General features: G+C 66.0%; 21 protein-coding genes, 2 tRNA genes and 2 pseudogenes. 14 read left to right on the plus strand and 11 right to left on the minus strand.

The window, feature by feature from the left end:
* Window positions 1-61 precede the first annotated feature (61 nt).
* The 5 genes and pseudogenes from G6N60_RS17840 (at window position 62) to G6N60_RS17860 (ending at window position 3,345) form a co-directional block, all read left to right on the plus strand.
* The gene (locus G6N60_RS17840) at window positions 62-295 is read left to right on the plus strand and encodes a hypothetical protein (protein WP_163739743.1); all 234 of its coding nucleotides are present in this window, start codon (window positions 62-64) and stop codon (window positions 293-295) included.
* A 193-nt stretch (window positions 296-488) separates the two neighbouring features.
* Entirely contained in the window at window positions 489-854 is a 366-nt protein-coding gene (locus G6N60_RS17845) for a (2Fe-2S) ferredoxin domain-containing protein (protein WP_246240818.1), read from the plus strand.
* A 2-nt stretch (window positions 855-856) separates the two neighbouring features.
* Window positions 857-1,445: pseudogene (locus G6N60_RS28640) on the plus strand (MMPL family transporter); the annotation flags it as partial.
* Window positions 1,446-1,545: 100 nt separating this feature from the next.
* Entirely contained in the window at window positions 1,546-2,253 is a 708-nt protein-coding gene (locus G6N60_RS17855; RefSeq protein ID WP_163739747.1) for a TetR/AcrR family transcriptional regulator, read from the plus strand.
* 330 nt (window positions 2,254-2,583) lie between these two features.
* A complete protein-coding gene (locus G6N60_RS17860; protein WP_163739749.1) occupies window positions 2,584-3,345 on the plus strand; it encodes an SDR family NAD(P)-dependent oxidoreductase in 762 nt (253 codons plus the stop codon).
* 918 nt (window positions 3,346-4,263) lie between these two features.
* On the opposite strand, the gene G6N60_RS17865 is transcribed toward G6N60_RS17860, so the two are convergent.
* A complete protein-coding gene (locus G6N60_RS17865; RefSeq protein ID WP_163739751.1) occupies window positions 4,264-5,112 on the minus strand; it encodes a hypothetical protein in 849 nt (282 codons plus the stop codon).
* Between G6N60_RS17865 and G6N60_RS17870 the strand changes: the two genes are divergently transcribed.
* Window positions 5,045-7,450 (plus strand): cadherin-like domain-containing protein, encoded by a 2,406-nt coding sequence (locus G6N60_RS17870; protein WP_220100367.1) that lies wholly within the window; start codon window positions 5,045-5,047, stop codon window positions 7,448-7,450. The genes G6N60_RS17865 and G6N60_RS17870 overlap by 68 nt on opposite strands.
* Before the next feature lie 552 nt (window positions 7,451-8,002).
* On the opposite strand, the gene G6N60_RS17875 is transcribed toward G6N60_RS17870, so the two are convergent.
* The 3 genes from G6N60_RS17875 to G6N60_RS17885 all read right to left on the minus strand — a co-directional run bounded on the left by G6N60_RS17875 (window position 8,003) and on the right by G6N60_RS17885 (window position 9,690).
* Window positions 8,003-8,124: transfer RNA gene (locus tag G6N60_RS17875), tRNA-Ile, on the minus strand.
* A gap of 169 nt (window positions 8,125-8,293) precedes the next feature.
* Window positions 8,294-9,085 carry a LysM peptidoglycan-binding domain-containing protein gene (locus tag G6N60_RS17880; protein WP_163739755.1) on the minus strand — a complete coding sequence of 264 codons (792 nt, stop codon included), beginning with the start codon at window positions 9,083-9,085 and terminating at the stop codon, window positions 8,294-8,296.
* Window positions 9,082-9,690, minus strand: coding sequence for a biosynthetic peptidoglycan transglycosylase (locus G6N60_RS17885; RefSeq protein WP_163739757.1), 609 nt, complete (start codon window positions 9,688-9,690; stop codon window positions 9,082-9,084). Before G6N60_RS17885 ends, G6N60_RS17880 begins: the two co-directional genes overlap by 4 nt.
* 546 nt (window positions 9,691-10,236) lie before the next feature.
* On the opposite strand from G6N60_RS17885, the pseudogene G6N60_RS17890 reads away from it, so the two are divergent.
* The 4 genes and pseudogenes from G6N60_RS17890 to G6N60_RS17905 all read left to right on the plus strand — a co-directional run bounded on the left by G6N60_RS17890 (window position 10,237) and on the right by G6N60_RS17905 (window position 14,408).
* Window positions 10,237-11,391, plus strand: a pseudogene (locus tag G6N60_RS17890) (IS3 family transposase).
* Between the two features lie 625 nt (window positions 11,392-12,016).
* A complete protein-coding gene (locus G6N60_RS17895) occupies window positions 12,017-13,252 on the plus strand; it encodes an IS256 family transposase (RefSeq protein WP_163730950.1) in 1,236 nt (411 codons plus the stop codon).
* A 158-nt stretch (window positions 13,253-13,410) separates the two neighbouring features.
* Window positions 13,411-13,908 (plus strand): hypothetical protein, encoded by a 498-nt coding sequence (locus G6N60_RS17900; protein ID WP_163739759.1) that lies wholly within the window; start codon window positions 13,411-13,413, stop codon window positions 13,906-13,908.
* Window positions 13,909-14,144: 236 nt separating this feature from the next.
* Entirely contained in the window at window positions 14,145-14,408 is a 264-nt protein-coding gene (locus G6N60_RS17905) for a DUF732 domain-containing protein (RefSeq protein ID WP_220100368.1), read from the plus strand.
* A 595-nt stretch (window positions 14,409-15,003) separates the two neighbouring features.
* Here the strand turns inward: G6N60_RS17905 and G6N60_RS17910 are convergent.
* Both G6N60_RS17910 and map read right to left on the minus strand, forming a co-directional pair.
* Window positions 15,004-15,077: transfer RNA gene (locus tag G6N60_RS17910), tRNA-Ile, on the minus strand.
* Between the two features lie 52 nt (window positions 15,078-15,129).
* Window positions 15,130-15,909, minus strand: a complete 780-nt coding sequence (gene map, locus G6N60_RS17915; protein ID WP_163739762.1) for a type I methionyl aminopeptidase — start codon at window positions 15,907-15,909, stop codon at window positions 15,130-15,132.
* A 69-nt stretch (window positions 15,910-15,978) separates the two neighbouring features.
* Here map and G6N60_RS17920 point away from each other — a divergent pair, with 69 nt between their 5' ends.
* Window positions 15,979-16,245: a helix-turn-helix domain-containing protein gene (locus tag G6N60_RS17920; RefSeq protein WP_163739764.1), complete on the plus strand. Its 267-nt coding sequence runs from the start codon at window positions 15,979-15,981 to the stop codon at window positions 16,243-16,245.
* A gap of 3 nt (window positions 16,246-16,248) precedes the next feature.
* Here G6N60_RS17920 and G6N60_RS17925 read toward each other — a convergent pair whose 3' ends face one another.
* Genes G6N60_RS17925 through G6N60_RS17935 form a run of 3 tightly spaced genes read right to left on the minus strand, consistent with a single transcriptional unit; the run spans window position 16,249 to window position 20,012 of the window.
* On the minus strand, window positions 16,249-17,073 hold the full coding sequence (locus tag G6N60_RS17925; RefSeq protein WP_163739766.1) for a carboxymuconolactone decarboxylase family protein: 825 nt from the start codon (window positions 17,071-17,073) through the stop codon (window positions 16,249-16,251).
* A 51-nt stretch (window positions 17,074-17,124) separates the two neighbouring features.
* Window positions 17,125-18,495, minus strand: a complete 1,371-nt coding sequence (locus G6N60_RS17930) for a TldD/PmbA family protein (RefSeq protein ID WP_163739768.1) — start codon at window positions 18,493-18,495, stop codon at window positions 17,125-17,127.
* Complete coding sequence (locus G6N60_RS17935; protein ID WP_163739770.1) at window positions 18,492-20,012, minus strand: TldD/PmbA family protein; 1,521 nt, start codon at window positions 20,010-20,012, stop codon at window positions 18,492-18,494. The genes G6N60_RS17930 and G6N60_RS17935 overlap by 4 nt, the downstream gene beginning before the upstream one ends.
* Window positions 20,013-20,049: 37 nt before the next feature.
* On the opposite strand from G6N60_RS17935, the gene G6N60_RS17940 reads away from it, so the two are divergent.
* The 3 genes from G6N60_RS17940 to G6N60_RS17950 all read left to right on the plus strand — a co-directional run bounded on the left by G6N60_RS17940 (window position 20,050) and on the right by G6N60_RS17950 (window position 23,151).
* On the plus strand, window positions 20,050-20,940 hold the full coding sequence (locus G6N60_RS17940) for a carbohydrate ABC transporter permease (RefSeq protein ID WP_163739772.1): 891 nt from the start codon (window positions 20,050-20,052) through the stop codon (window positions 20,938-20,940).
* Window positions 20,927-21,742, plus strand: a complete 816-nt coding sequence (locus G6N60_RS17945) for a carbohydrate ABC transporter permease (protein WP_163739774.1) — start codon at window positions 20,927-20,929, stop codon at window positions 21,740-21,742. Before G6N60_RS17940 ends, G6N60_RS17945 begins: the two co-directional genes overlap by 14 nt.
* Window positions 21,743-21,807: 65 nt before the next feature.
* Window positions 21,808-23,151 carry an extracellular solute-binding protein gene (locus tag G6N60_RS17950; protein ID WP_163744165.1) on the plus strand — a complete coding sequence of 448 codons (1,344 nt, stop codon included), beginning with the start codon at window positions 21,808-21,810 and terminating at the stop codon, window positions 23,149-23,151.
* Here G6N60_RS17950 and G6N60_RS17955 read toward each other — a convergent pair.
* Together G6N60_RS17955 and G6N60_RS17960 are read right to left on the minus strand one after the other, a co-directional pair.
* Window positions 23,148-23,981 (minus strand): CbiQ family ECF transporter T component, encoded by an 834-nt coding sequence (locus G6N60_RS17955; RefSeq protein ID WP_163739776.1) that lies wholly within the window; start codon window positions 23,979-23,981, stop codon window positions 23,148-23,150. The genes G6N60_RS17950 and G6N60_RS17955 overlap by 4 nt on opposite strands.
* Window positions 23,978-26,047, minus strand: a complete 2,070-nt coding sequence (locus G6N60_RS17960; protein WP_163739778.1) for an ABC transporter ATP-binding protein — start codon at window positions 26,045-26,047, stop codon at window positions 23,978-23,980. Before G6N60_RS17960 ends, G6N60_RS17955 begins: the two co-directional genes overlap by 4 nt.
* Between the last annotated feature and the right edge of the window lie 71 nt (window positions 26,048-26,118).

Genomic DNA, 26,118 nt, shown 5'->3' on the forward strand with positions numbered 1-26,118 from the left:
GAGTCGCTCCGCGGCCGCGGCGACGGGCCTGTGGGGCACGACCCACACCGGAGGTCCGCAGATGACCGGGATCGCAGGCAGGGTCGAACAGACGCTGTTCACCAGGTTCGCCCCGTTGATCATCAAACACGTCGAGGCCGTCCCGCCGCGCGCCGCGCAGGGCCTGGTGGCCGAGGTCTATCAGCAGATGAGGGATGAGTTCCAACTCGTCCCGCCGGTCACCTTGCACGCCCCCGTCCCGCGCCTGCTCGCCGCCGTGTGGGGGATGCTTCGCGCTCGACACTCACTGCACTGAACTGCGTTGAGCCCGAGTCGGTTTCGACGTCGAAAGTCAATCTACCGGGGCAGGCCTGCCCGCGCTGACTGGGGGACGTCGGTGACCGCTCGCATGCTCCCTCGCGGTCACCACGTCGGCATGGTCGGCGGGAGCACGCGTCATCGCAGTGCTGCGCGTGGCCAGACCATCGGCATCGTGGAGGATCGACACCATGGCTTTGGACAGAACCCGACCGACGGTCACCGTGTGCCGGGGATGCTGCTGCGGTACTGCCACGAAGCACCCGGACACCGACCACCAAGCTCAGCTCGCCATGCTGCACGAGCAGGTGCGCGACGTCGCCGATCTGCGGGTCACCGACTGCCTCGGCCCCTGCGAGCGGTCGAACGTCCTCGTGGTCACTCCGTCGCAGGGCGGACACCGCCAAGGTGGTCGGTCGACCTGGCTCGGCTATGTCTTCACCGAGGAGGCGGGATCGGCCATCGCCGACTGGCTGCGCGACGGTGTGCCCGGGTTGGCAGAGTTCCCTCGGAGCCTTCGGCGGTATCGCTTCACGAGACTGCGAAAGCGTCGGTGACATGTTTCGACATCCCCGTGCGCGTGGCATTGCGATCGATCTTCGATGCCATCGACGGCATCGGCCAGCTCAGTGACCACTTCGGCCAAATCATCGCCAGCTTGGACAAACCGAACGCGATCCAACCCCGACTCGCGGCGCTGATTCCACGCCAAATCGCCAATTAGCAGCGCGACCTGGACCGCACGCTCGCCAACTACGCCACAACGAGCGGCCTTAACGCGCAAGCGCAAGCCTCGGACACCAATCCCACCGCCCTTGGCCAGGCACTCGACGCCGCCAAGAACGACGACTCCTTCTACCTGCCACCAGAGGCGGCCGCCAAGCCGGACTTTCAGCGGGGACTGAAGCTGTTCCTGTCCCCCGACGGCAAGGCGGCCAGGATGAGATCATCACCCAAAGAGGCAATCCGGCCACGCCGGAGGGAATCTCACGCATCGGCCCGATCAAGAACGCCGCCTTCGTCGCACTGAAGGCCACCCCACTGACCAACGCCAAGGTCTACGTGGCGGTACCCGCTGTTTCCTCGTCGCGCTAGTGATCGTGGGCACCGTTGTGTTGCCCCTGGGCGCTTCCTCCGGTCTGTCGGTGACCCTGCTCGGGGATCGACACGACACACGAAGTTGAACCCCTTCTCCGTTTCCCGTTCAATGGAGACGATGGTGAGCGCCGGCGCGCAAGGGGTGATGTCGTGAAGGCCCGTACACCACGACTCGCGTCGGTGAACCCCGCGAGCAACCGGGCGCCCGCGGCCAACGACCCTCGAAAGGACGGTTCGGCCAAGCCGATCCGTCGCGACGTCCTCCGCAACCGCCAGCGCGTCGTCGACGCCGCATCCGAGGCCTTCGCCGAGCGAGGCCTCGACGTGGGCTACGACGAAATCGCTCAGCGCGCAGCCGTCGGTGTGGGCACCGTATATCGGCGCTTTCCACAACGGTCCGATCTCGTCGTGGCGGTCTTCGAAAAGAGGATCGACACCTTGGTCGACCTCGCCGCTGCCGCAGCTGATCAACCCACCGGAGCGGCGGGGCTGCAGTGGTTCCTCGAGGAAATCCTGCGCCTGCAGACGCGAGACCGCGGCCTCCGAGACGTCCTGGCAGGCCGAGCGCCGCGCGATGAGCGGATGCTGCAGGCACGAAGCCGCCTCGCACCGGCAGTCACCGCGTTACTCGAGCGGGCCAAACGCGAACACGCCGTGCGTCCCGACGTCACCGGCGCCGACATCGCCGCATTGACGATGTCCCTTAGCCTCCTCACCACCGCCGACCAACCCGAGCTGTGGCAGCGCTATCTGGTGTTGGTCCTCGACGGTCTGGCCCCAACACGCGCGAGCTTCACGCCGCTGCCGGCACCACCACCCGCGGACACCTTGATGGCCGACCTCCTGCACGGGCACTGACGAGCGCCCCTTCCGACTCCCCAGGCGCTGCTGCCGGCTGGGTCTCGGGCGCGCACGCCGGAGGCCGACCACCACCCGGCCCCACGCCACTGGACGCGGAGGACACCGCACGCGCCACGTCCCTCGATGGTGCTGGCCACGCGGTCGCGGATTGCGGCCAGCGAGGCCCTAACACCCCCCGGTCACCCGAAGTTGAAAGATATCTCCGTTTTGAGTACGGTTGAAACGGAGGATAGTTTCCACATCGCTGACGGCGTTGGCCCATACCCGGGCGCTTTACCCGCCCCGCGCGGGCCACCCCGTCGCGACGCGCATCGAAGGGAGCCCAGCATGTCGGCATCGACCGGCACCACCACGCTCACCGGCTCGACCGCGCTGGTCACCGGCGGTTCCAAGGGGATCGGCGAAGGCATTGCCGAGACGCTAGGACGCTCCGGAGCCAACGTCGTGGTCAACTATTCCAAGGACCAACACGCAGCACTTGCCGTCGTCGCACGCATCGAAGCCGCGGGATCCCATGCCGTCGCGATCGGCGCCGACGTGGCCAAGGAAGCCGACGTGGAGGCCCTCTACGCACAGGCCAAGGAGGCGTTCGGGACCATCGACATCCTCGTCAACAACGCCGGAATCCTTCAACCAGGTTCGCTGCTGGACGCGACGACGCAGTCCTTTCACCAACAGTTCGGTGTGAACGTCCTGGGACTCCTCGTGTCATCCCGGGCGTTCGCCCGGCAGGCCGACACCGGCGCGAGCATCATCAACATCAGTTCCAATGCCCCGCGCCTCACCCCAGAGAATCTGGGCATCTACACCGCAACCAAGGCTGCCGTGGACGCCTTCACCCGCGTCCACGCCAAGGAGTTGGGGCCGCGCGGCATCCGCGTCAACGCCATCAGCCCCGGGCTCGTCGCCAGCTCGGCAACCCGGTCCAACGGCCTGCTCGGCTCCGACATGGCGGCCGCGATCATCGAACAGACACCGCTACGTCGCGCTGGGCAGCCCGACGACATCGCCGACGTGGCAACGTTTCTGGCGTCCCGCGCAGCCCGTTGGGTCACCGGCCAAGTCATCACGGTGTCCGGCGGGATCTGACACGCGCCAAGGTCTCCGACAGCCGGCCTTCGAGCGCACCACCACCCGTGGGATTCGTCTGCCTACCCGGAACGGGCTATAGCCCCCAGACGCTACAGCTCACGCGCGAGCGTCGGCCCCTACCTTTTCCGCTACGTCGCAAGCCACCTCGATTGAGCAACCCGCCCCGAGTCGATCAATCGAACAGTCACCGTCAGCGAAGAGATGGAACGTTGGGCGGCGCCGAACAGCTCGGACAGGCTGGACCCGAACCGTGCCATGATCAGCACGCTGTGCATGTCCAGCCTCTGACGTAGGGCGACTGGGACTTGAACCCAGGACCAACGGATTTGCGATCTGCGTTTCCCAGAAGGTCCGATATTTCCCGGAAAAGCATTGCAGCACAGGCAATTCGGTCACACAAACGTTACTGGCGCCACCGGGCGATTCTCAGCGCTTCTCGGACGCATCCGCCGAATAAACGTCAACTTCCCAGGAACAGTGATCGCTCGGGAAGCACGCCGCACTAAGCGCGCCGGACGGAACCGCTCTCTTTAGGTATTAGGTGCACCCGCCTCAGCTCCAGCGAACGTCGCAAACGAATTTACAAAAAATTTGCATTCCATGTTTAAGGTTTGCCGCAAGCCCCGGTAGGTGATCCTCGACCCCGGTTGTGGCAGCGAAGCAACCCGCTGACCAATACCCCCGAGCGACATGTGTCCGGGTACGCGCGCGTGCGCGTAGGGGAATCGAGATCGCTGTCATGAGTGCTCATCGGGTGAAAAATCGCGCCAAGGCCAAGGCCCGGGCAGTCAAGGCCGCCAAGGCCGATGGCGGCCGGCATCGCGCAGCAGCTACCCACGAGGTGCCGAACTGGGTCACCACCTCGGCGATGACCGTAGGTCTGGGTGCGGCGCTGATTAGCGGTTCGGGTCTAGCTCACGCCGACACCGATGCCACGTCGGGGTCCTCCTCGTCGTCAAGTAGCTCCAACGTCGACAACCACAAGCACGAGACGTCCGCTGGGGTCGGTGCAGCAAGCGGGACGTCGTCGTCGACGACCTCATCGACCACCTCGGGTAGCTCGGCGATCAAGTCGACCTCACCGTCGTCGACCACCTCGGGTAGTTCTACGACCAAGACCCCGTCGACCTCGCCGTCTTCGTCGACCACGACGTCGGGCACCTCGGGGTCGACCAAAACGACCTCCACGTCCTCCGCGACCTCGGCGGGCATTTCTACTACGGACTCGACCTCGTCGTCGGCGTCAGCGGCGGCCGGCTCCGACAAGCAGGCGTCGGCAGCGCCGCCCGCCGCAACACCCGTCACGTCGGATCCGGTCGGGCCCACCACCACGGCGCCGACGCCACCAGCCACCGGGACCGTGAGCGCCGCGGGCAACGGGACCGCGGCAGCCGAGGGAACCGCATCGGCAACGCCGCCGGCCTCGATAACTCCCGCCGCCACCGCGGGCCCCTCGGCTGACACCAGATCCACGTCGATCCCGGTGAAGACCGCGGGAACCCCGTCGTCGGCCGCGACGCAGTCGAGTAACCCGCTGTTGAAGGCCGCGGAGTCCTCGGTGTCCTCCGCCGTGGTGTCCGACCGCGCCTCGTCGACCGCCACGAACATCGTGGCCTCAATGGCCTCATCGGCAGTCTCACCGTTGACGTCGACCGCCAAGTCCGCCGTGACCCCGGCAGCCTTGTCGGTGGCCCCGGTGTCCCAGGCGGTGGTGACCCCGTTCACCGCGATCGTGACGGTGGTGTTGTCGATCTTCGGGCTCAACGCCGGAAACCTGGCCAGCTCCCCATCGGCTCCGATCGCTCCGCCAAACCCGTTGGGCGACTTGGTGATCGCGGTGTTCCGCCGCATCCAATCGGTGTTCACCCCGTATGCGAGCACCTCCGGGCAGCAGAGCGTGGATTCGGTGACCGGGGTCGTGACCGGGACGGTCCCGCTGACCAGCCCGCTGTTCTTGCCCCAGACCTACACCGTCACCACCGCGCCCACCTTGGGCACGGTCACCATCAATGGCAACGGGACCTACACCTACACCCCGAGTGCGGCGGCCCGCACGGGCGCGGTCACCACCGACGCCTTCACCGTCACCGCGGCGAACTTCTTCTCCGCCGCCTCGACGACGGTGTCGGTGCCCATCTCGCGGACCAACCAGGCCCCCGTCGCCGGTCCCACCCCGATCAGCAACCCCGGGGAGAACGGGGTGGTGCTGGGTCAGGTCAGCGCGACCGACCCCAACGGGGACCCGATCACCTACACCACGCAGGCGACCTCGACCCTCGGCGGCACCGTGGTACCCCTCAACAGCACCGGTGGGTTCATCTACACCCCGACCGCCCAGGCCCGCCACGACGCCGCCGCCGCCGACGCCCCGGTGTCGGCGCTATCGGATTCGTTCACCATCACCGCCTCCGACGGCCGCGGCGGGGTCACCCCCATCGTCGTGACGGTCCCGGTCTCCCCCGCCAACAGTGCGCCGGCGGCTGGCACCACCACCGTCAACCCGGCCGGGGCCAACGGCGTGGTCACCGGCACGGTGTCGGCCACCGACGCCGACGCCGACAAGCTCACCTACACCGGACCCACGACCACGACCACCAACGGCGGCACCGTGACCACCACGGCCACCGGCGGTTTCACCTACACCCCCAGCACCACCGCGCAGCACGCTGCCGCAGGGACCGGACCCACGAGCGACACCTTCACCGTGACCGTGACCGATGGCCACGGCGGTGTCACCCCGGTGTCGGTGAGTGTCCCGATCACCCCCACCAACACCGCCCCCACGGGCAGCGTCACCGTCAATGCCCCAAGTACCGGGGGCGTGGTGACCGGCACGATCACCGGCACCGACGCCGAAGGCGACACCGTCACCTACACCGGACCCACCGGCACGACCACCAACGGTGGGACCGTGACCACCACGGCCACAGGCGGTTTCACCTACACCCCCAGCCCGACCGCGCAGCACGCCGCCGCTGGTGGCGGCCCCACCACCGACACGTTCACCGTCAGCCTGACCGATGGCCACGGCGGCACCACACCGGTGTCGGTCAGCGTTCCCATCACCCCGACCAACACCGCCCCCACCGCGACCGCCACCGTCGGAGCCCCGTCTTCGAGCGGGGTGGTGTCGGGCACGATCACCGCCACCGACGCCGACGGGGACACCCTGACCTACACCGGGCCCACCGGGACCACCACCAACGGTGGCACCGTCGTGGTGACCTCGACCGGCGCGTTCACCTACACCCCGACCGCCGCGGCGCGGGCTGCAGCGGGTACGGGCGGACCGACGACGGACACCTTCGCGGTCACCGTCACCGACGGACACGGCGGAACCACCACGGTGAACGTCGCGGCCACCATCAACCCCGCCACCGTCCGCCTGCCCTACGTCCAGCCCGGCAACACCGACATCTTCCTGCAAGCCGACGGCACCAGCATCGTGTACTCCACCCCCGTTGGCGCGACCGGCGGGACGACCACCCTGGGCGGGACAGTCACCGTCGACGAGAACGGCGATTTGGTGTACACCCCCAGCGCGCAGGCCCGCGCCAACGCCGACAACGGCGGCCCCCAGGTGGACGTCTACCAATCCGTCATCGTCGATGCAGCGGGCAACCCCACCGGCTTCACCGAGGTCGCATTCCCCATCGTCCCAGCCTCACTGCCATCCCCTGTCGCAGAGATCCAGACGAACGTCACCGACAACCCCGGAAGACCCCTCCAGCTCAATCTGGGGTTCTACGACGGCACGTATAGGGGATTTAGACCCGGCCCCCTCGACGGGAACCAGTTATTCTTCGCCACCGCGTTAGGTGCATACCTTGATTCGGGCACCGGCTTTACCGTGCCCGGTGTCATCTACGATTACAGAATCGATGAAACGGAGGACATCGGCTATATCGGCGAACAGGCCGTCGCAGGCGGCCCCCTCACCGACACGGCAGTGTTCAGCATCTACCGAGACGACCACGGCTACTACGGCGACACGTACACGTACGTGACCAGTGTGGGCGTCGGGATACCCGTCCCCCTCCCCGACGGCGTCACCATCTACCGCGACATTCCCATCACCACGACACCACCGACGGTCGTCTGACTCGAACGACACACGCGGCATCGGCAGCGGGCGACCTACGCACGACACTGCAAGTCAGACGGCTGATCTACCACTCGACGCGACGATAATCGTTTCGACACTTACGGCCGTCACCGGTAAGGAACCTCGGACCCGCGCGATGTCGCGGTCATGACCCGAGTTCGGTAGGAGCTGCCGAGCGGCAAGCAGTTGTTCTGTCTGCTCCAACCCGGGGACCGACGTCACTCGCGCGGCCCCACGGTAGGTTGACGTCGTCACGATATGGGGCCACCAGGCCTCGCTGACGAGCGCAAACTCGCATCAAGTGACTTTGGTGAAGGAAGAAGTGTCGCTTCTCCCTCTCACTTCGATTTCCATCGCCTTGCTGGTGGCCCCGACCCCGTGCAGGCGTGGGTGTCCTGGCTCCTCAACCCGTTTCGCGAAACGGTGCCAACGGTCGATACGAGGAGCCGTCACGTTCTCAACGGTGGCCGAGCGGGCTGATTGCCGGCTGGAAGCAACCTCGCAGTGGACGGCATGCTCCAAACACGGGCTCTGATCTGGCAATACCCGTAGCGCGACTGGGACTTGAACCCAGGACCAACGGATTATGAGTCCGGACGTTTTTGCACCGGGCCTGGTGCTGTCAAACGGGTTTCGAAGATCCATTCAGATCAGTTGAATACCACTGCGCCTCAATAGTTCTCAATGAATCGGAGCAATCTTTCTTAGCAATCGGATCATACCCGCAGCTCAGACGGCACGCAGGGCCCTTGCGTAAGACTTGCGTAACACCGTGCTATCCGCGGGGTTTGCTGAACCAAGGTGCGATTGATTGCCAGGGTCGCGAAAATTGCCCTTCTTTCAGCTCGCCGCCGTTGAATTCAAGACGCCGTCTTGGCCCTCATCTTGATCTGGCCAGTCTACGAAAGGTAAATTCAGCATTTGGTTCACCTGCAGGAAATCCGGATCTGACAACCTGTTCTCGGCCGCCACGCGTTGAACATACGGAGCATAGTCGGGTAGAAGGAACTCGCCACCATAGAGGTCGACTGTCAAGTCCCATAGGTTGTCGTTCTGTTTAACAAAATACGCCAAGCCTGTTGCTCGCATTAAAGGAGCCGTTAAGAACATAACCTTTATGGAGTTCGCCATCCCTACAAAACCAGTTTGCTTCTCAAGAGCATCGAACTCGCCAGGAAAAAAGTTTGTCTTTTCCTCCTGCGATGATTTAAGCAAAGACTCTCGAATCCACTGTGCGCTAGTAAGCTGAGATCCAACGTTGCAGGCGAACGGGGCACTAGATACAAACCAGAATTGATCCTTCGATATCCTGTCGACACGCAGGCGGGCCAGTGCAACGGTTTTCAAGAACTCGCGATAGTGTTCCAGCAAATCGAGCGACTTATCGTACCCCTTGGATTCAATCCAAATATCACCATCATATCCTGGCTGAACGAGACGACCCTGAATGTCAAAAGTCAAAGCACGCTCATCATCACTGGCAATGTCAAATCGAAGCTTCTCTGGGTGTTTTTCTACGAAGTATTCGGCAGTAAACCCCGCAATTATTTTTTGTAGACAAGCCGCAAACAGTTTGGCTCGTTTGCGACCTTTTTCTGGGTTCACTTCTCCTGGCTTCGAATTCTTGCTCACGACCATGACGAATACATTCTCCGTACCTGAATTTCCGAGTTGGCATCCATGCTCATAACATGCTTAACGCATGGCCGGCTGAGAAGCTCCTCAACTCTAGCGGGAAGAAGTCTGTTTGGACTAGCCAGTCTTTCAGCCAAAAAGAAAGACTCAGCGACTGATAGCGACCGTGATGACGAACCGAAATAACCGTTTGACGCAGCCTCGACACCAAAATAGTTGCGGCCCCAGTAGACGTAAGCCAAATAGTCGGACAAGATTTGGCTTTTGCGCTTATGCCGCTCAATTAGTAAGGCCCAACGTAACTGACTGATCTTGCGCGTTATCGTTCTATCTCTGCTGTACTGGTTCTGACTCCGCGCCTCCATGATGTCGTAGAGCTGTTGGGTTATTGTGCTGGCGCCCTGTAGTGGCCCCCCTGATATGTTATTAGCGGCGGCGCGGATCATTGAAACGGGATCAATACCGATGTGCAGACCAAACCGTTTATCTTCGATGAGTAGCAGCAGATGCACAAAATGCGTCGGCAGATTGAGACGATCAGCATAAACGCCAGCCGCGTGACGAATGTAAAGATCACAAATCTCATCAGATGCCCTAGACATTATGTCGAGACGACGCGACGTCAAGTGCCCTTGTCGAGAGTTGTGCTTCCGTCGGACTTCAGTGCACTGTAAAGCCCGCCGCGCGACAAACGACCATTTTATCTGCGAATCAATGATGTGCCCCCACACCTCCTCTTTTACAAGCCCGGTGACTTCCTGCTTCCTGGGATCGGATCGCGTGCCTGTCCGCTAAATGGCAGTATTGCACCTCCGCCGCTCAAGTGACGATACTTTAGTGACAGTCGATTGAATGACAACTGGACGGCTGAGCCCCGCGGGTTGCGACACGTCCTCATTGATGTAGTCGCCGTAGACGTCCAAGGTCAGAGTAAAGGTACTGTGGCCCAGCCACTTTGACACTCGCTTGAAATCCACGGCTGGAGTAGAACTAAGCAGGTTCACCGCAAAGCTATGACGTAAGTCGTGAAACCGCGCCGCTGGCAAGTCGAGGGCAGTCTCAGCGGGTTGCATGAACCGGGGACTGCCCCGGGTTTGGTTGACATCTGATCTGTGAGGATCGCTCCTCACGGTGAAAGGATGTTTCCCGTGCCGAAAGCATTTCCCGAAGAGTTCCGCCGCGACGTGATCGCCGTAGCCCGCAAGGGTGAGGCGTCCATCCGCCAGGTCGCCAAGGACTTCGGAATCTCCGAAGCGTGCTTGCATCGCTGGCTCAAGATCGCCGACCGCGAAGACGGCGCGTCGGTTCCGGTGGCCCTCGCGGGGCTGGTGACCAGTCCGCGGAGCTGCGCGAAGCCCACAAACGGATCAAGCTCCTGGAGCAGGAAGCGGAGGTCATGCGCCGTGCCGTGGGCTATCTGTCCCGAAGCGTCAACCCAAAATGATGTACCCGCTGGTCCTTGACCTTGCCGTTGACGCAGTGCCCGTCACGGTGACCTGCCGGGTGCTCGGCTTCTCCACGCAGGCCTTCTATAAGTGGCGCAAAGAGCCAGTGTCACCACGTGACTGGGACGATGCCCATCTGATCAACGCCGCCCACGACATTCACGGCGACGACCCGGCGTTCGGATACCGCTTCATCGCCGATGAGCTCCCAGGACGTGGGGCCCCCGCCGGGGAGAACAGGGTGGCCCGATTGTGCTCCCAAGAGCGCATCTGGTCGGTGTTCGCCAAGAAACCAGGCCTGACCAGAAAGGCCGGCCCGCCGGTCCACGACGACCTCGTCGATCGCCAGTTCACCGCGCACGGGGCCAACCAGGTGTGGCTGACCGACATCACCGAACACCGCACCGTGACGGCAAGCTCTACCTCTGCGCTATCAAGGACGTGTACTCCAACAGGATCGTCGGCTACTCCCTGGACGCGCGGATGAAGGCGTCGCTGGCGGTGTCGGCATTGCACAACGCCATTGCGATTCGTTCGCCGGTGTCAACGATCGTGCACTCCGATCGTGGCAGCCAATTCCGGTCGCGCAAGTTCGTTCATGCGCTGTCGCACAACGGATTGCGCGGATCAATGGGACGAGTCGGTGCGTGCGGTGACAACGCGGCGATGGAGTCCTTCTTCGCGCTGCTGCAGCGCAACGTCCTCGACCGGCAACGGTGGTCCACCCGGGCGCAACTGCGGCTGGCGATCGTCACCTGGATCGAAAAGACTTACCACCGCAAGCGGCGACAACGCCGACTCGGACGGCTCACTCCGATCGAGTTTGAGACAATCAACAGCGTCGCCCACGCGGCCTGACCCGCTCACCCCCACGAGTCAACTGAACTGGGGGCAGTCCCCCCGACGAAATCGTGGGTCAAACCGCCCCGGCAACCTACGAGCAGCTGAAGACCACGGGCTCATACGGAGCACTCTGGATCGTGGAGTCCGACTATGTGCCAGCCGGTTATGCGTCTTGCGTTGCAAGCTACGGTTCGAACTCGCCTGCCAACGCCATCGGCGTGCGCCAGCACCCGAACGCCGCCTACCAAGGATTCAGGACCATTCCTGGCAACAGTGAATATCCCATCATCGATTCGTTCTACACCAGGGCCTTTGCGTTGGGACGCGTAGGCGCGGCCAAGCTGCCGTTGTCCAGGTCACCACGAACGCCGACTACACGTCACCAAACATCCCCGGCTATGTGTCTCCTGTCGGATGAATCAACGACGAACGGGTGACGCACATATAGGTATCGGTCACGTCGGGCATGCGTTCATTGGGCGGGCTTACGATCAACCCACCGAGGTTGCGTCCATCAGAGTGGTGTACGAGTCGGACCTGATCAGGATGGCCGGCGTGTCGTAGCCGAGTGATTGAAGGTCATCGCGTGATTCTTCGAGAGACCGACCAAAGTCACTCGAGCAAAGAAGGAACACACGCGATGACCGATGCCCACAATATCGACCTGCCCGCCGTGCTGGCCGAACGACTCACCACTGCCCACCCCGACGTACTCCGCGAGCTGCTCACCACGTTCATCCACACCCTGATGGGTGCCGAAGCCGACGCACTGTGCGGCGCCGGATACGGCGAACGCAGTACCGACCGGACGAACTCCAGAAACGGATACCGACACCGCCAATTCGACACCCGCACAGGCACAATGGACCTCGCGATCCCCAAGCTGCGGCACGGCTCCTACTTCCCGGACTGGCTGCTGGAACGGCGCAAACGCGCCGAGCGGGCCCTGACGACGGTGGTCGCGACCTGTTACCTGCTGGGGGTGTCCACCCGGCGGATGGACAAGCTCGTCGAGGCCTTGGGCATCACCAGCCTGTCGAAGTCGCAGGTGTCGGTGATGGCCAAGGAGCTCGACGTCGCGGTCGAGGCTTTCCGCAGTCGGCCGTTGGACGCCGGCCCGTACACCTTCGTCGCCGCCGACGCCCTGGTCTTGAAGGTCCGCGAGGGCGGCCGGGTGGTCAACGTGCACGCGTTGATCGCCGTCGGAGTCAATGCCGAGGGGTACCGGGAGATCCTGGGCATCGACGTGTCCACCGCCGAGGACGGCGCGGGCTGGTTGGCGTTCTGGCGATCGTTGACCGCCCGCGGCCTGTCCGGGGTCAAGCTGGTGACCTCCGATGCCCATGCCGGGCTGGTGGCCGCGATCGGGGCCACCCTGCCCGGGGCGGCCTGGCAGCGGTGCCGTACGCACTACACGACCAACCTGATGGCGGTCACTCCGAAGTCGTCGTGGCCGTGGGTGCGCACCCTGCTGCATTCGGTGTTCGATCAGCCCGACACCGAATCGGTTGCCAGTCAATATGATCGGGTCATCGACGCGTTGGTCGACAAGCTTCCGAAGGTGGCCGACCACCTGGAGGCCGCCCGCCCGGACCTGTTGGCGTTCACCGCGTTCCCCAAGCAGATCTGGCGCCAGATCTGGTCGAACAACCCCCAGGAACGACTCAACAAGGAGATCCGCCGGCGCACCGACGTCGTCGGCATCTTCCCCGACCGGGGCGCCTTGATCCGCCTGGTCGGCGCAGTGCTGGCCGAACAACACGACGAATGGGCCGAATCGCGGCGCTACCTCGGCCTCGACGTCCTGAGCAAATCACACGCCATCAACGACACCCCGACCGAACAGGAGGACGTGCCCGCGGCCCTGACCGCCTGAACCATCACCTCGAAGAATCACACGACGACGTCGTACACCACGCCCCTGGACTTGACCCCCACCGAGAGCGAGTTCGGCTTGCCGGAGGGTTATGCGGACCCAACCGAGTACTGGGCTAAAACACCTGGCCATCACCTCAACATCGCCGTAGCCCGGCAATGAACGAGGCGAGAGTAACGGCCTTCCATGAAGCCGGACACGCCATAGCGGCCCGTCTGCGCGGGGCGCAGGTCCTTAGAGTCTCGATCGATCCCGGTTTTGTGACCTACCAGCTTCCACAGGTGCCTCAAAAGCTGTTCCGTAATGGCCAACGCATCGAGAACCCCGAACCTGCCCCGGCCGCTCACGAAGACGGGTTCATCTGGCTCGCAGGATCGTGGGCGCAGGTTCGCGCTGAGGTGCCTCTTTCGGATGCTCGTTTCCCCGAGCTGGTTGCTGCGACGCTAGAGGACAACGCAACCGACTACGCGGGGTATCTGGCAGCTCAGCGCGATCCTGCGGCAGAGGGGCATTGGTCGAACCAACTCGAGCAGCATTGGCCCTACATCATTAGAGTGGCAAACGCGCTGCACCGTGAGCATTTCGAAAAAGTAAGGTTGAACCGTGAGTCGCGCATTCGCCAGCTTAAGCGTCGATCAACCCGCTTTCCGACGTAGCGCGGCCAAACTGCCTCGGCGGGTCAGGCCAGAAACATGCCACTGGTGGCATTAGCTCAGGAACAATAGCTGGATGCGTAGCGACGTTGTCACGCGAACCGGTACGCTAGCTACATCGCGTGGACTGTCGCACAGGGGGATATGTGGGTCGAAAATTTTTGGCGGTTCTGCTCTCTGCTTCAGCATTTCTAGCGACGTGCCCCCAAGCATCCGCTGATGCCTCTGACGACCAATACATGAGTTTATTCGGAACGTTCGTCGGGTTAAACTTCACCGACCCTGACACAATTGCTGGTTTTACCCCTATGGGCCGTGCAGTTTGCGACGAGCTAAGAGGCGGCAAGTCTGCATTCGTCATGCAGGATCAATTAATTGATTATTTTAGTAGTCGGCCTGCGCCCAGGCTATCGACGAATGAGGTAGCGACAGCCGTCATGACCGCCGCCAACTCCGCCTACTGCCCGGAGGTTCGAATTCCCTACAGCGATTTGCAGAAGTGATGTGGGGTTCGTCGCCGCTCCTAACCTCAAAGCTTTTGCAGGCAAATTCTTCCTTTCGATCAGTTGAAAAGCGGATTACCCGGGTGTTGCTGTTGGTCGAATTGATTATTGAGGTCGTCGTACGCGTTACTGTATTGAGGGCAGTAGACATTTATTGATATTTGAATTATGTCTTGCGCGCCCATCGGCGTTTCCCCCACCCGATCTGTGAGGTAGTCAAAAACCCACCTCGCAGATTTCAGATTGAGCCCATATCGGTCGAAGGTGCCGCATACGACAGCCTTACCATCGACGTTTGGCTCAGCGCCAGCTTGACCCGTTCCAAATAAGCCAAGGAGCGTTATTGCGCTTAACAGCACTCCTGCAAGACGCATCGATGGTCCCCCTCCCCCGGTCTCAACAACGTGTAGCCCTTGCACCTCCGCAGGCGAGGCTACCCCGAGCTGCCACGCCAAGCTGAGGTTTGCTATTAGCAGTTTGTACCCTACTTTGTACTACGGTGCTGCTTGAGAGTCGCGTAAATAAAGCAGCCTTTGGCGCCGAGATTCTACTGGCGCTGTCGTTCAAAATCTCCCTGAGCTGCGCAGGATCTTCGTAGGGCGACTGGGACTTGAACCCAGGACCAACGGATTATGAGTCCGCGGCTCTAACCAACTGAGCTATCGCCCCCTCGCGCGCGTGCGCGGAGCCCATGGTCCCACAGCCGCCCGCCGGTCCCGAATCACGCCACCTCGCACGTCGCGAGGCTGAGGACGCGGGGGCCGTTCTCGGTGATGGCGATCGTGTGTTCGGAGTGCGCGGTGTTCGACCCGTCCGCCGAACGCAGGGTCCAGCCGTCGGAATCCAGGGTGAGTCGATCGCTGCCGCGCGCCCACCACGGTTCCAGCGCAAGCGTCATGCCCGGGCGCAGCAGCAGTCCGCGGCCCGCTCGGCCGCGGTTGGGGACGTGGGGGTCTTCGTGCATGGTCCGGCCCAGCCCGTGCCCGCCGAATTCCACGTTGACCCGGTAGCCGGCGTCGGCGGCGACCTCGCCGATGGCGGCCGAGACGTCGCCGAGCCGACCGCCGGGCACCGCCGCGGCGATGCCGGCGTCCAGCGCGCGTCGCGTCGAGTCGATCAGCGCGACGTCGGCGGCGTCGGCCTCCCCGACGATGACCGTCACCGCGGAGTCGGCCACCCAGCCGTCGATGGACACGGCGAAGTCCAGACTCAACACGTCGCCGTCGTCGAGCACGTAGTCGCGCGGCTTGCCATGCAGCACCGCATCATTCACCGACAGGCAGATGACGTTGCGGAAGGGCCCGCGTCCGAACGACGGCGAGTAGTCCCAGTAGCAGGACGTCGCGCCGCGGTCGGCGACCAGCGCACGGGCACGGTATTCGAGGTCCATCAGGTTCACCCCGGGGTGCGCCTCGCGCGACAGCGTGGCCAAGGTGTCCGCGACGAAGCGACCCGTCACCGCCATCTTCTCGATCTCCGCGGCGGTCTTCAGCTCGATCATCCGGACTCCTCTGATCGGTATTCTTATACCGGACCGACCGTAGCAGAGGCGACCGGTTACGATGCCGCCATGGTGCGCGTGCGGCTCAGTCCCGAGCAGGTGAAGGCCGGGCAACGTCTCGGCGCGCTGATCAGGACCGCCCGGGCCGGCCGCGATCCGGTGACCGTCGCCCGCGACGCCGGCATCTCCCCGGAGACGCTGCGCAAACTCGAGGTCGGCAGGATGCCCAGCCCCAGCTTCGGCACGGTGGTCGGCCTGTGCGACGCGCTCGGACTCCCCCTGGCCGACGTCGTCGACGCCTGGCGCGGAACCAGCAGCCACCCGCTGGCGATGTAGGACTCAGCCGTAGACCGGCTGGCCGTCCAGGCCGAGGACGTAGCGTTCGGTGCCCTCCTCGACGCGGGGTGCGTCGGCACCGAGCGCGACGGCGATCTTGTTGGCCGCGTTGCGCATCACGTCGAGGGTGATCTCCAGCGCCTCGGCGTCGGTGAAGTGCGCACCGACGCCCGCGACGACGTCGGCGTCGATCTTCGACGGCGTCCAGATCAGCGCATCGACGTAGCGCAGGGCCGCCTTGTGCCGGTCGTCGAGTAGGACCGAGGACTCGTAGTCCTCGATGTCGGCGTAGAGCGACTCGCTTCTGCCGCTGTCGAGGGCCGCACCCTCCCGCAGCGACCTGCACAGCCGGCAGTCGTGCTGCCCGGCGCCGCGCAAGCGGATCACCTCGGTGGTCACGGGATCGAGCGCACGCAGGGCGCCGACCGTCGACACGAACTGGTTCAGCACCAGGTCGATCGGGTCGGTGTCACGGTCCCACACCACCGGCTCGACGACGGGCGCGAAGCCCAGCGCCGTCAGACCGGCCCGCACCCGGGGCACGAAGTCGGCCACGAAGATCAGCGTCGCGACGTGAAATGCCTTGTCGCCGAACGCCTTCAGGAAGGCTGCCCGCTGGTCGGCGCCGATGACCGACACGTCGACGGCGAACTGCTCGGCGAACTCGGCGAGCAGCGGGTCGTCCTCCGGCTCGCCCTGCGCCACCAGCGGCGGCAGCGACGTCGCCCGCGCGCACACCGACCGCACCAGCGCGTTGCAGCCCGCCAGTCCCTCGGGCGAGAGCGCCATCATCCGGGTGAGCAGACCGTAGAGCCGATCGTCGTCCATGACGCCGATTATCGCGTGCGCGCCGCGGCGTCGGGCCGGACTCGGCGAAACCTACTGGGCCTGGCTGACCGACGACATGTGGAAGTCGGGGATGCGCAGCGAGGGCATCTTCGCGCGGGTGGCCCAGTCGCCCCACTCCCGCGGCAGCGTGGTCTGCGCGACGCCCGCCTCGGTGGCCCGGCGCAGCAGGTCCAACGGGCTCTCGTTGAACCGAAAGTTGTTGACGGCGGCGGTGACTGCGCCGTCCTCGATGAGGTAGACGCCGTCGCGGGTCAACCCGGTGAGCAGCAGCACCGTGGGATCGACCTCCCGGATGTACCACAGCGTCGTCAGCAGCAGACCGCGCTCGGTGCGACGGATCATGTCCTGCAGGCTCGCCCAGCCGCCGGTCATCAGCATGTTGTCGGCGGGCACCGCGACGGGGGCGTCGTACTCCGCTGCCGCGGCCCGCGGGTAGGCCAAAGCGTTGACCGTCCCGTCGCGGATCCAGTCCACCCGTTCGATCGGCATTCCGTTGTCGAACACCGACATTCGCTGCGACGAGCTGGTGGTCGCCACGAACGGCGCACACTCCAGGCCCGCCGCGGCCGGATCCGAGTACAGCGTCAGCCCGAGGTCGGTGAGCTTCTCCCCCACCCGCGTGCCCCCGGGCGCCGACAGCGCGGTGCGGCCCTCCTGCGCGCCGCGGCCGTCCATCGTCCAGCCGAGGTAGATCATCATGTCGGCCACCGTCGACGGCGGCATCAGCGTCTCGTAGCGACCAGCGGGCAGCTCGACCGTCCGGGCAGCCCAGTCCAGTCGGCGCGCCGCCTCCTCCACCATGGAATCGGTGGGCACGTCGACGAAGTCGGGCGTGCCGATGCCGACCCACGCGCTGGCGCCGGCGCGCTTGGCGTTGATCTCCACCGACCCCGTCGGCTGGGTGTAGCGCCTGCGCAGTCCGCTGGAGGTCCCGACGAACGTCGTGTCCACCTCGTGGCGCGCAAAGCCGTACAGCTGATCGGTGCCGCGGAAGCCGGCGGCCAGGCCCTTGGCGACCCCGGCGAAGACGTCGGCGGCGGTCCCCGGCACGGGTGCGTCCCAGTCGTCGGGCGTCTCGTCGCCGGCGAGCATCGGCGCGGCGTCGCGGGCCTCGGGGGCGGAGCGGGCCGCGTCCTGCGACGCCGCCACCAGTGCCGGGATGGCCGCGGGATCGACCTCGCTGGAGGACACCGAACCCACGTGAGCGCCCGTGCCCTGGCGCACGATCGAGATCACCGCCACGTCGCGGCTGACGGACTCGCCGTTGGTGGTCATCGAGTTGCCCGCCCACCGCAGCGACGCCGTCGCCCGCTCGGTCACGACGACGATGGTCTCGTCGGCCTTGCCGCGGCGCGCGGCTTCGGCCAGCGCGATGCCGACCACCTCCGGTGCGCTGATCACGACCGTCCCGCCTCGTCACGGGTGTTGAGCACGTTGATGCCGCGGAACAGCGCCGACGGGCAGCCGTGGCTGACCGCGGCGACCTGACCGGGTTGGGCCTTGCCGCAATTGAACGCACCACCGAGTCGCCACGTCGACGGGCCGCCCACCGCCTCCATCGCGCCCCAGAAGTCCGTCGTCGTGGCCTGGTAGGCGACGTCGCGCAGCTGGCCGTCGAGCCTGCCGTCCCTGATCCGGAAGAAGCGTTGGCCGGTGAACTGAAAGTTGTAGCGCTGCATGTCGATCGACCACGACTTGTCGCCGACGACGTAGATGCCGTCCTGCACGCGCCCGATGAGATCGTCGGTGCTGAGGTCGTCGGCGCCCGGCTGCAACGACACGTTCGCCATCCGCTGGATCGGCACGTGGTGCGGCGAGTCGGCGTAGGAGCATCCGTTGGATCTGGCCTCCCCGAGGCGCGGTGCGAACACCCTGTCGAGCTGGTAGCCGACGAAGATGCCGTCGCGCACCAGGTCCCACTTCTGCGCCCGCACGCCCTCGTCGTCGAATCCGGTACTGGCCAAACCGAATTCGACGGTCCGGTCCGCGGTCACGTTCATCACCGGCGACCCGTAGCGCAGGACGCCGAGCTTGTCCGGCGTCGCGAACGACGTTCCCGCATAGGCGGCCTCGTAGCCGATCGCCCTGTCGTACTCCGTGGCGTGGCCGATGGATTCGTGAATCGTCAACCACAGGTTGGTCGGGTCGATGACGAGGTCGGTCGGCCCGGCGACGACGCTGGGCGCCTTGGTCTTCTCGGCCAGCAGCGACGGCAGTTCGGCCAGTTCGCCCGTCCAGTCCCATACGTCGTCGCCCGCGAGGTACTCCCAGCCCCTCGCCGCCGGCGGCGCCAACGTGCGCATCGTCTCGAACGTGCCGGCGGCCGAGTCGACGGCGACCGCATCGAGCGACGGTTGCATGCGGACCCGCTGCTGGGTGATGGCCGAGCCGAACGTGTCGGCGTAGAACGTCTGCTCCTTGACCGCCTGCAGACCCGCGGAGACGTGGTCGACGCCATCGGCGGCGAGCAACCGGCCCGAGTACTCGTCGAGCACCGCGATCTTGTCGGCGGCCGACACGTCGAACGGGTCGACGGCGTAGTCCGACACCCAGGTGACGTCGTGGTAGACCGGCTCGGGGGCCAGCTCGATGCGCTCGGCGTTCAGCGGTGACAGGGTGGCGGCCACCCTGACCGCGCGGCGGGCGGTCTCGGCGGCGACCGTCGGGTCCAGCTCGGCGTGCGACGCGAAACCCCAGGTGCCGTCCACGATGACCCGGACCGCGAGCCCGACCTCGCGACTGATGACCGAGGTCTCCAGCTCGCCGTCGCGCAGCTGCACGATCTCGGTGGTGATGCGGTGGATCCGCAGGTCTGCATAGCTCGCGCCGGCGGACGTGGCTGCCGACAGTGCTGCATCGGCGAGCTGGTGCCGCGGCAGCGCGAGGTAGTCGGAGTCGACACGTCGGCGCGCTGTCACGCCTCCACCGTAGTGGCAACGGCCCCACGGCACGGAGATGACCTTTAATGAGCGGGTGGGACGCCTGCGCACACGCAACGCCGCCATCGGCTACGCGCTGTTGGCCCCCAGCCTGTTCGGCGTGGTCACGTTCCTGCTGCTGCCCATCCTGGTGGTGTTCTGGCTGAGCCTGCACAGCTGGGATCTGCTCGGCCCCATCCGCTATGTGGGCCTGCACAATTGGGTGTCGGTGCTCAGCGATCCCACCTTCGGCACCTCGCTGCTCGCGACCGCATTCTTCCTCCTGCTCGTCGTGCCGGTCCAGACGGTGCTCGGCCTGCTCGCGGGCGCGCTGCTGGCCCGCAACCTGCCCGGCACCGGGTTCTTCCGGACGCTCTACGTCCTGCCGTGGATCTGCTCACCGCTGGCGATCGCCGTGCTGTGGAAGTGGATCCTGGCGCCGACCGACGGCGCGATCGGCACCGTGCTGGGCCGTCCCGTCGAGTGGCTCACCGATCCGGTGTTGGCGCTGCCGGTCGTCGCGGCGGTCACGGTGTGGAGCAACGTCGGTTACGTCACGCTGTTCTTCCTGGCCGGAATCCTCGCGATACCCCGCGACGTCCAGAACGCCGCACGCATCGACGGTGCCACGTCCTGGCAGCGGTTCCGCTACGTCACGCTACCGCTGCTGCGGCCCACGCTGTTCTTCGTCCTCGTCACCGGAATCGTCAGTGCCGCACAGGTGTTCGACACCGTCTACGCCCTGACCGGCGGTGGTCCGCAGGGACGTACCGACCTGCTCGCGCACCGCATCTATGCCGAGGCCTTCGGTGCGGCGGCCGTCGGACGGGCCGCGGTGATGGCGATCGTCCTGTTCGTGCTGCTGCTCGGCGTGACGCTGCTGCAGCACGGCTACTTCCGTCGCAGGATCACCCATGACCTGGTCTAGGCACGCGATGACCTACCTCGCGCTCGTCGTCCTGGCGGCGCTCACGCTGCTGCCGTTCGGCCTCGGCCTGCTGACGTCGTTCACCTCGGCCCGTCAGTTCAACACCGACGCACCGCTATCGATACCGTCACCGCCGACGCTGGCCAACTATCTCGCGCTGGCGGGCGTGGGCTTCGGCCGGGCCGCCGTGGTGACGGCACTGGCGGCGGCGGTGATCCTGCTCGCTCAGCTGACGTTCTCGGTGTTCGCGGCCTTTGCGTTCGCGCGCATGGACTTTCCCGGCCGTGACGCCCTGTTCTGGGTGTACCTCGCGACACTCATGGTGCCCCCCACGGTCACCGTCGTGCCGCTGTACCTGATGCTGGCCGACGTCGGTCTGCGAAACACGTTCTGGGCCTTGGTGTTGCCGTTCATGTTCGGCTCGCCGTATGCGATCTTCCTGCTGCGGGAGTACTTTCGCGCCATCCCGGCCGACCTCGTCAGGGCCGCGCGCATGGACGGCGCCGGCACGCTCGACGTCATCGTGCACGTGGTGGTGCCCGCCAGTCGTCCGATCCTGGTCACGCTGGCGCTCATCACCGTGGTCACGCAGTGGAACGCCTTCATGTGGCCGTTGGTCATCACCAGCGGCCGCACCTGGCAGGTGCTCACCGTGGCGACGTCGTCGCTGCAGTCGCGCTACGACGCGCAGTGGACGTTGGTGATGGCGGCGACGACGGTGGCCATCGTGCCGCTGATCACTGTGTTCGTGGCGTTCGGTCGCCACATCGTCGGGTCCATCGTGGTGACGGGCCTCAAGTGAGACTGCGCCGCGCGTCGAGTGAGCGCTCTCAGTCGAATGAGGCGGGCGATTCGACTGTGACCGCTATCTGGACACGCGCGCGACCCAAGTCCTCGACGCTATCCCTCGCGTCGCTCGCCCTCGCTCTCGCCGCACTGCTCGGCATCGCCACCTGGCTCGGCGGCACCGGCGAGCACCCCGGGCGCACCGTGGTCACCGTGCGGGTGTGGGACGAGCAGGCCGCAGCGGCCTACCGGGCGTCCTTCGCGGCGTTCACCCGCGAGAATCCGGACCTCGAGGTGCGCGTCGACGTCGTCGCGTACTCGGCCTACTTCGACGCCCTGCGCACCGACGTGGCGGGCGGCGGCGCGGACGACGTCTTCTGGCTCTCCAACGCCTACCTCGCCGACTACGCCGACAACGGCAGGCTGCTCGACGTCACGCGCACGCTCGGGACCGACGCCGCCACCGCCTGGGAACCGTCGGTCGTCGGGCAGTTCACGCGCCACGGGGTGCTGTGGGGCGTCCCGCAACTCACCGACGCCGGAATCGCGCTGTACTACGACGCCGACCTCCTGGCGCGCGCCGGCGTGGACCCGGCGGACCTCGCCGGCCTGCGCTGGTCCCCCGGTGACGACGACACCCTACGCCCGCTGCTGGCCAGGTTGACCGTCGACGCGAACGGAAACCACGCTGGCACAGCGACATTCGATCCATCCCGAATTCGTCAGTGGGGGTACAACGCGGCCCAGGATCTGCAGGGCATCTACCTGGACTACATCGGGTCGGCGGGTGGCCGGTTCACCGACGGCGACCGATTCGTCTTCGACGACCCCGGCGCGATCACGGCGTTCGAGTACCTCGTCGGGCTCATCGACCGTGACCACGTCGCGCCGCCGGCTTCGGCGACCAACGACGACGGTGACTTCTCCCGCAACCAGTTCCTGCAGGGCCGCATGGCGCTGTTTCAGTCGGGCACCTACAACCTCGCCGCCATCGCGAACCAGGCCCCGTTCCGCTGGGGCGTGACGATGATGCCCAGCGGACCGGCCGGTCGGGTCAGCGTGACCAACGGGATCGCGGCCGCGGGCAATGCCGCGTCGGCGCATCCCGACGCCGTGCGCAGGGTGCTGGGGTGGATGGGCAGCGCCCGCGGCAACGCGTTCCTCGGCGCCGACGGGGCAGCCGTGCCCGCGGTGCTCCCCGCTCAGCCCACGTACTTCGCGCACTGGGCCGCACGCGGCGTCGACGTCAGGCCGTTCTTCACGGTGCTCGACGGGCCCCGCATCGAGGCACCGGGCGGGCCGGGCTACGCCGCGGGTGCGCTCGCGCTGAAGCCGTACTTCGACGAGATGTTCCTCGGTCGCCGCGACGTCCCGAGCAGTCTCGCCGCCGCGCAGGCCGCCGCCAACGCCGCCGCCGACCGCTAGGTGCTGGTGGCCAGCGGCGTGAAGAGTTCGATGCACACCGCCGCCGCGCAGAACGCGACCAGCACCGCAAAGGCCACGGCGTCAGCCCATTTCGGCCCGGACGGCAGTGCCGAGATCTGACCGGGACCGCCGCGCGCGGTGATCGCGTCGCCCATCTCGTCGGCCCGGCGCAAGGTGACCGTCAGCGCCGCGGTCAACAGGTCGATGAGCTCCCTGGACATCCGGTGCCTGCGTTCGCGCGCGGTCGTGGCGGCTTCGCGCGGACGCAGCTTGCGGGCGGCGACGAGCACGCGGAATTCGTCGATCAGCATCGGAAATGCGCGCAGCGCCAGCGCCAGCGTCACGGCCCAGTCGTCGACCGGCAGTCGCAGCCAGCGCAGTGGCGTGCCCAATTTGGCGATGGCGGGCGCGATCTCGGCCACGTTGGTCGTCCACGACACCAGCCCGCCGAGTCCGAGCAACACGATCGACAGGATGGTGATCTGGACGAACTTCAGCAGTCCGCCGAGACCGAAGTCCACCGACGCGATCACGAGGTGGGGACTGCCCCCGGCGAAGGAGGCCGTCAGTCCACCGAAGAACAGCAGCACCCACAGCCAGCGCGGCACCGAGGGCAGCACGCCCCACGAGATGCCGGCGATGCGCGCGGTCACCAGGACCAGCACGCCCACCATGATGATCGGCATCCAGCCCGGGTACAGGGTGAGCAGGACGCCGATGGCCGCGACGACGATGAGCTTCGTACCGGCCCACAGATCGTGAATTGCGCTGCGCCCGGGCACCGGTCGCAGCAGCACGACCGACCGGGTCGGGCGGTTCGACGGGCTCATCCCACGCCCTCCGCGGCCGTGGGGGCCGGCATGACGGCGCCGTCGCGCAGATGCAGTGTGCGCGGGCACAATTCCTCCAGGCCCGAGAAGTCGTGCGAGATGACGACGACCGTCAGCCCGGCGTCTCGACGCAGGGCCGCGAGCAGGCCGAGCAGGCCGCGCTGGCTGGCGGCGTCCAGACCCGCCAGCGGCTCGTCGAGGATCAACACCCGCGGCTTGCGCGCGAGCAGTCCGGCCAGCACCACCCGGCGCATCTGCCCGCCGCTGAGCTGGTCGATGCGCCGTAGCCCGATCGCGGGGTCCAGGCCCACCATCGCCAGCGCCGCGACGATCTGCCCGTGGTCGAAGTAGTCGAGGCCCGCCGCCGCGGCGATCTCCATGTCCACGCGGCTGCGCATCAGCTGCAGCCGTGCCGCCTGGAACGAAATGGCAACGGCGCCAACCTGATCCGTCACGGGTGCGCCGTCGAGCAGGCACTCTCCCGTGGTCGGCGTCAGCAGTCCGGCCATGATCCACGCCAGCGTGGACTTGCCGGACCCGTTGGTCCCGTGGATCAGGACGCCGTCGCCCTCGTTGACGACGAGGTCGACGTCGCGCAGCGCGGTCGACGCCCACGGGCTCCCCACACCGTATTCGTGTCCGACGCCCTTGAGTTCGAGCAGCGGCGAGCCAGCACGCGGGGCCAGCGGGGTGGTGGCGGCCGGCGCGGGCGCGGTGCTGACCATCTCGACGTTGTCCGCGGAGCCGCCACCCACCAGGTCGATGACGCGGTCGGCCGACGACGCCTCGTCGGTGAAGTGCGTGATGTGCACCAACGACATTCGACGATTGGCCGACAGTTCCGACAGCACGGAGATGAGCGCCTCGCGGCCCTGCTGGTCGACCATGCTGGTGACCTCGTCGGCGATCAGCAGCGACGGCTCGCGCGCCAGCGCCGCCGCGACGGCGAGCCGCTGGAGTTCCCCACCCGAGAGGCCACCGGTGTCACGCTCGGCCAGTCCGTCGAGGCCGACCTCGGCGAGCAAGCGGTCGACGTCGACCCCGGCCCCCGGTGGCAGCCCGAACACGACGTCGTCGGCCACGCGCGTCCCGAGCACCTGACTTTCCGGGTGCTGCATGACCACGGCGGTGCCGCCGGTGGCGCCGAGGCCGACCGCGCCGGGCCGCTCGACGGTGCCCGCGGTGGGCGGGCGGCCCGACAGCAGGAGCATCAGCGTCGTCTTGCCCGATCCGTTGGGTCCGGTGATGGCGACGTGCTCGCCCGCACCGATCGCCAGCGACACCGGACCGAGGGCGTCGCGCTGCGCGCCGTCGTAGCGGAAGCGGACGTCGGCGAATCGAACCGGTACCGGCGCCACGGGCTCGGTGGGGTCGACGTAGTCGAGTTTGTGGACGTCGGGGACGCCGGCGAGCCGGGTCAGCACGCGCGAGAGCGCCCACCAGCCGACGAGTGCGACGGAGGTGATGCTGAGGATGCTTGCCCCGAAGATCAGCACCGGCCAGTAGGACAGCACGTGCGGGAAGTCGGTCCGCAGGTGTCTGGCCACCGACGCCAGGGAGGAGAACGCCTCCATGCGGGAGAGGTAGTCGGCGACGGCCGCGAGTCCGTTCACGTTCGCGGTCGTCGACGCGAAGATCAGCTCGCGGATCCGGTGGAACAGCAGCAGGAAGCCGATGCCCAGCACGCCGAAGACCGCGCCGGCGAGCACCGAGGTGATCAGGATCGTCGCGGTGCCGCGCCCCCGGCGCTTGACGATGCCCATCAGGCCGCCGATGTACGCGCCGTTGACCACGGTCATGAGGCCACCGAACCCTGCGATCAGGAAGGCGATGGTGCCGCCGGCCACCGTGGCGGCGACAAGGACCCGCAGCCGGTGCCGGTAGGCGAGCAGGCCCATGGGCACCGTGCCCAATGCCGACAATCCCGCCGCGAACGGCACGACCACGGCGATGATCGCGGTGGCCGCACCGAGGGCCGCCATGACGGCGGCGTGCGCCAACTCGTCGGGCTTCATGGAGCCGGCCCGCCGGGGTACGCCGCCGTACTCGCTGCCGGTCTGCGCCATTTCACGATTCTGCCAGCAAGCGTTCGACGGGTTTACCAGCACACCGTGGCGGCGCACCGCGGCGAGGCTGA

The organism is Mycolicibacterium madagascariense, from assembly GCF_010729665.1.
Classification (GTDB): Bacteria; Actinomycetota; Actinomycetes; order Mycobacteriales; family Mycobacteriaceae; genus Mycobacterium; species Mycobacterium madagascariense.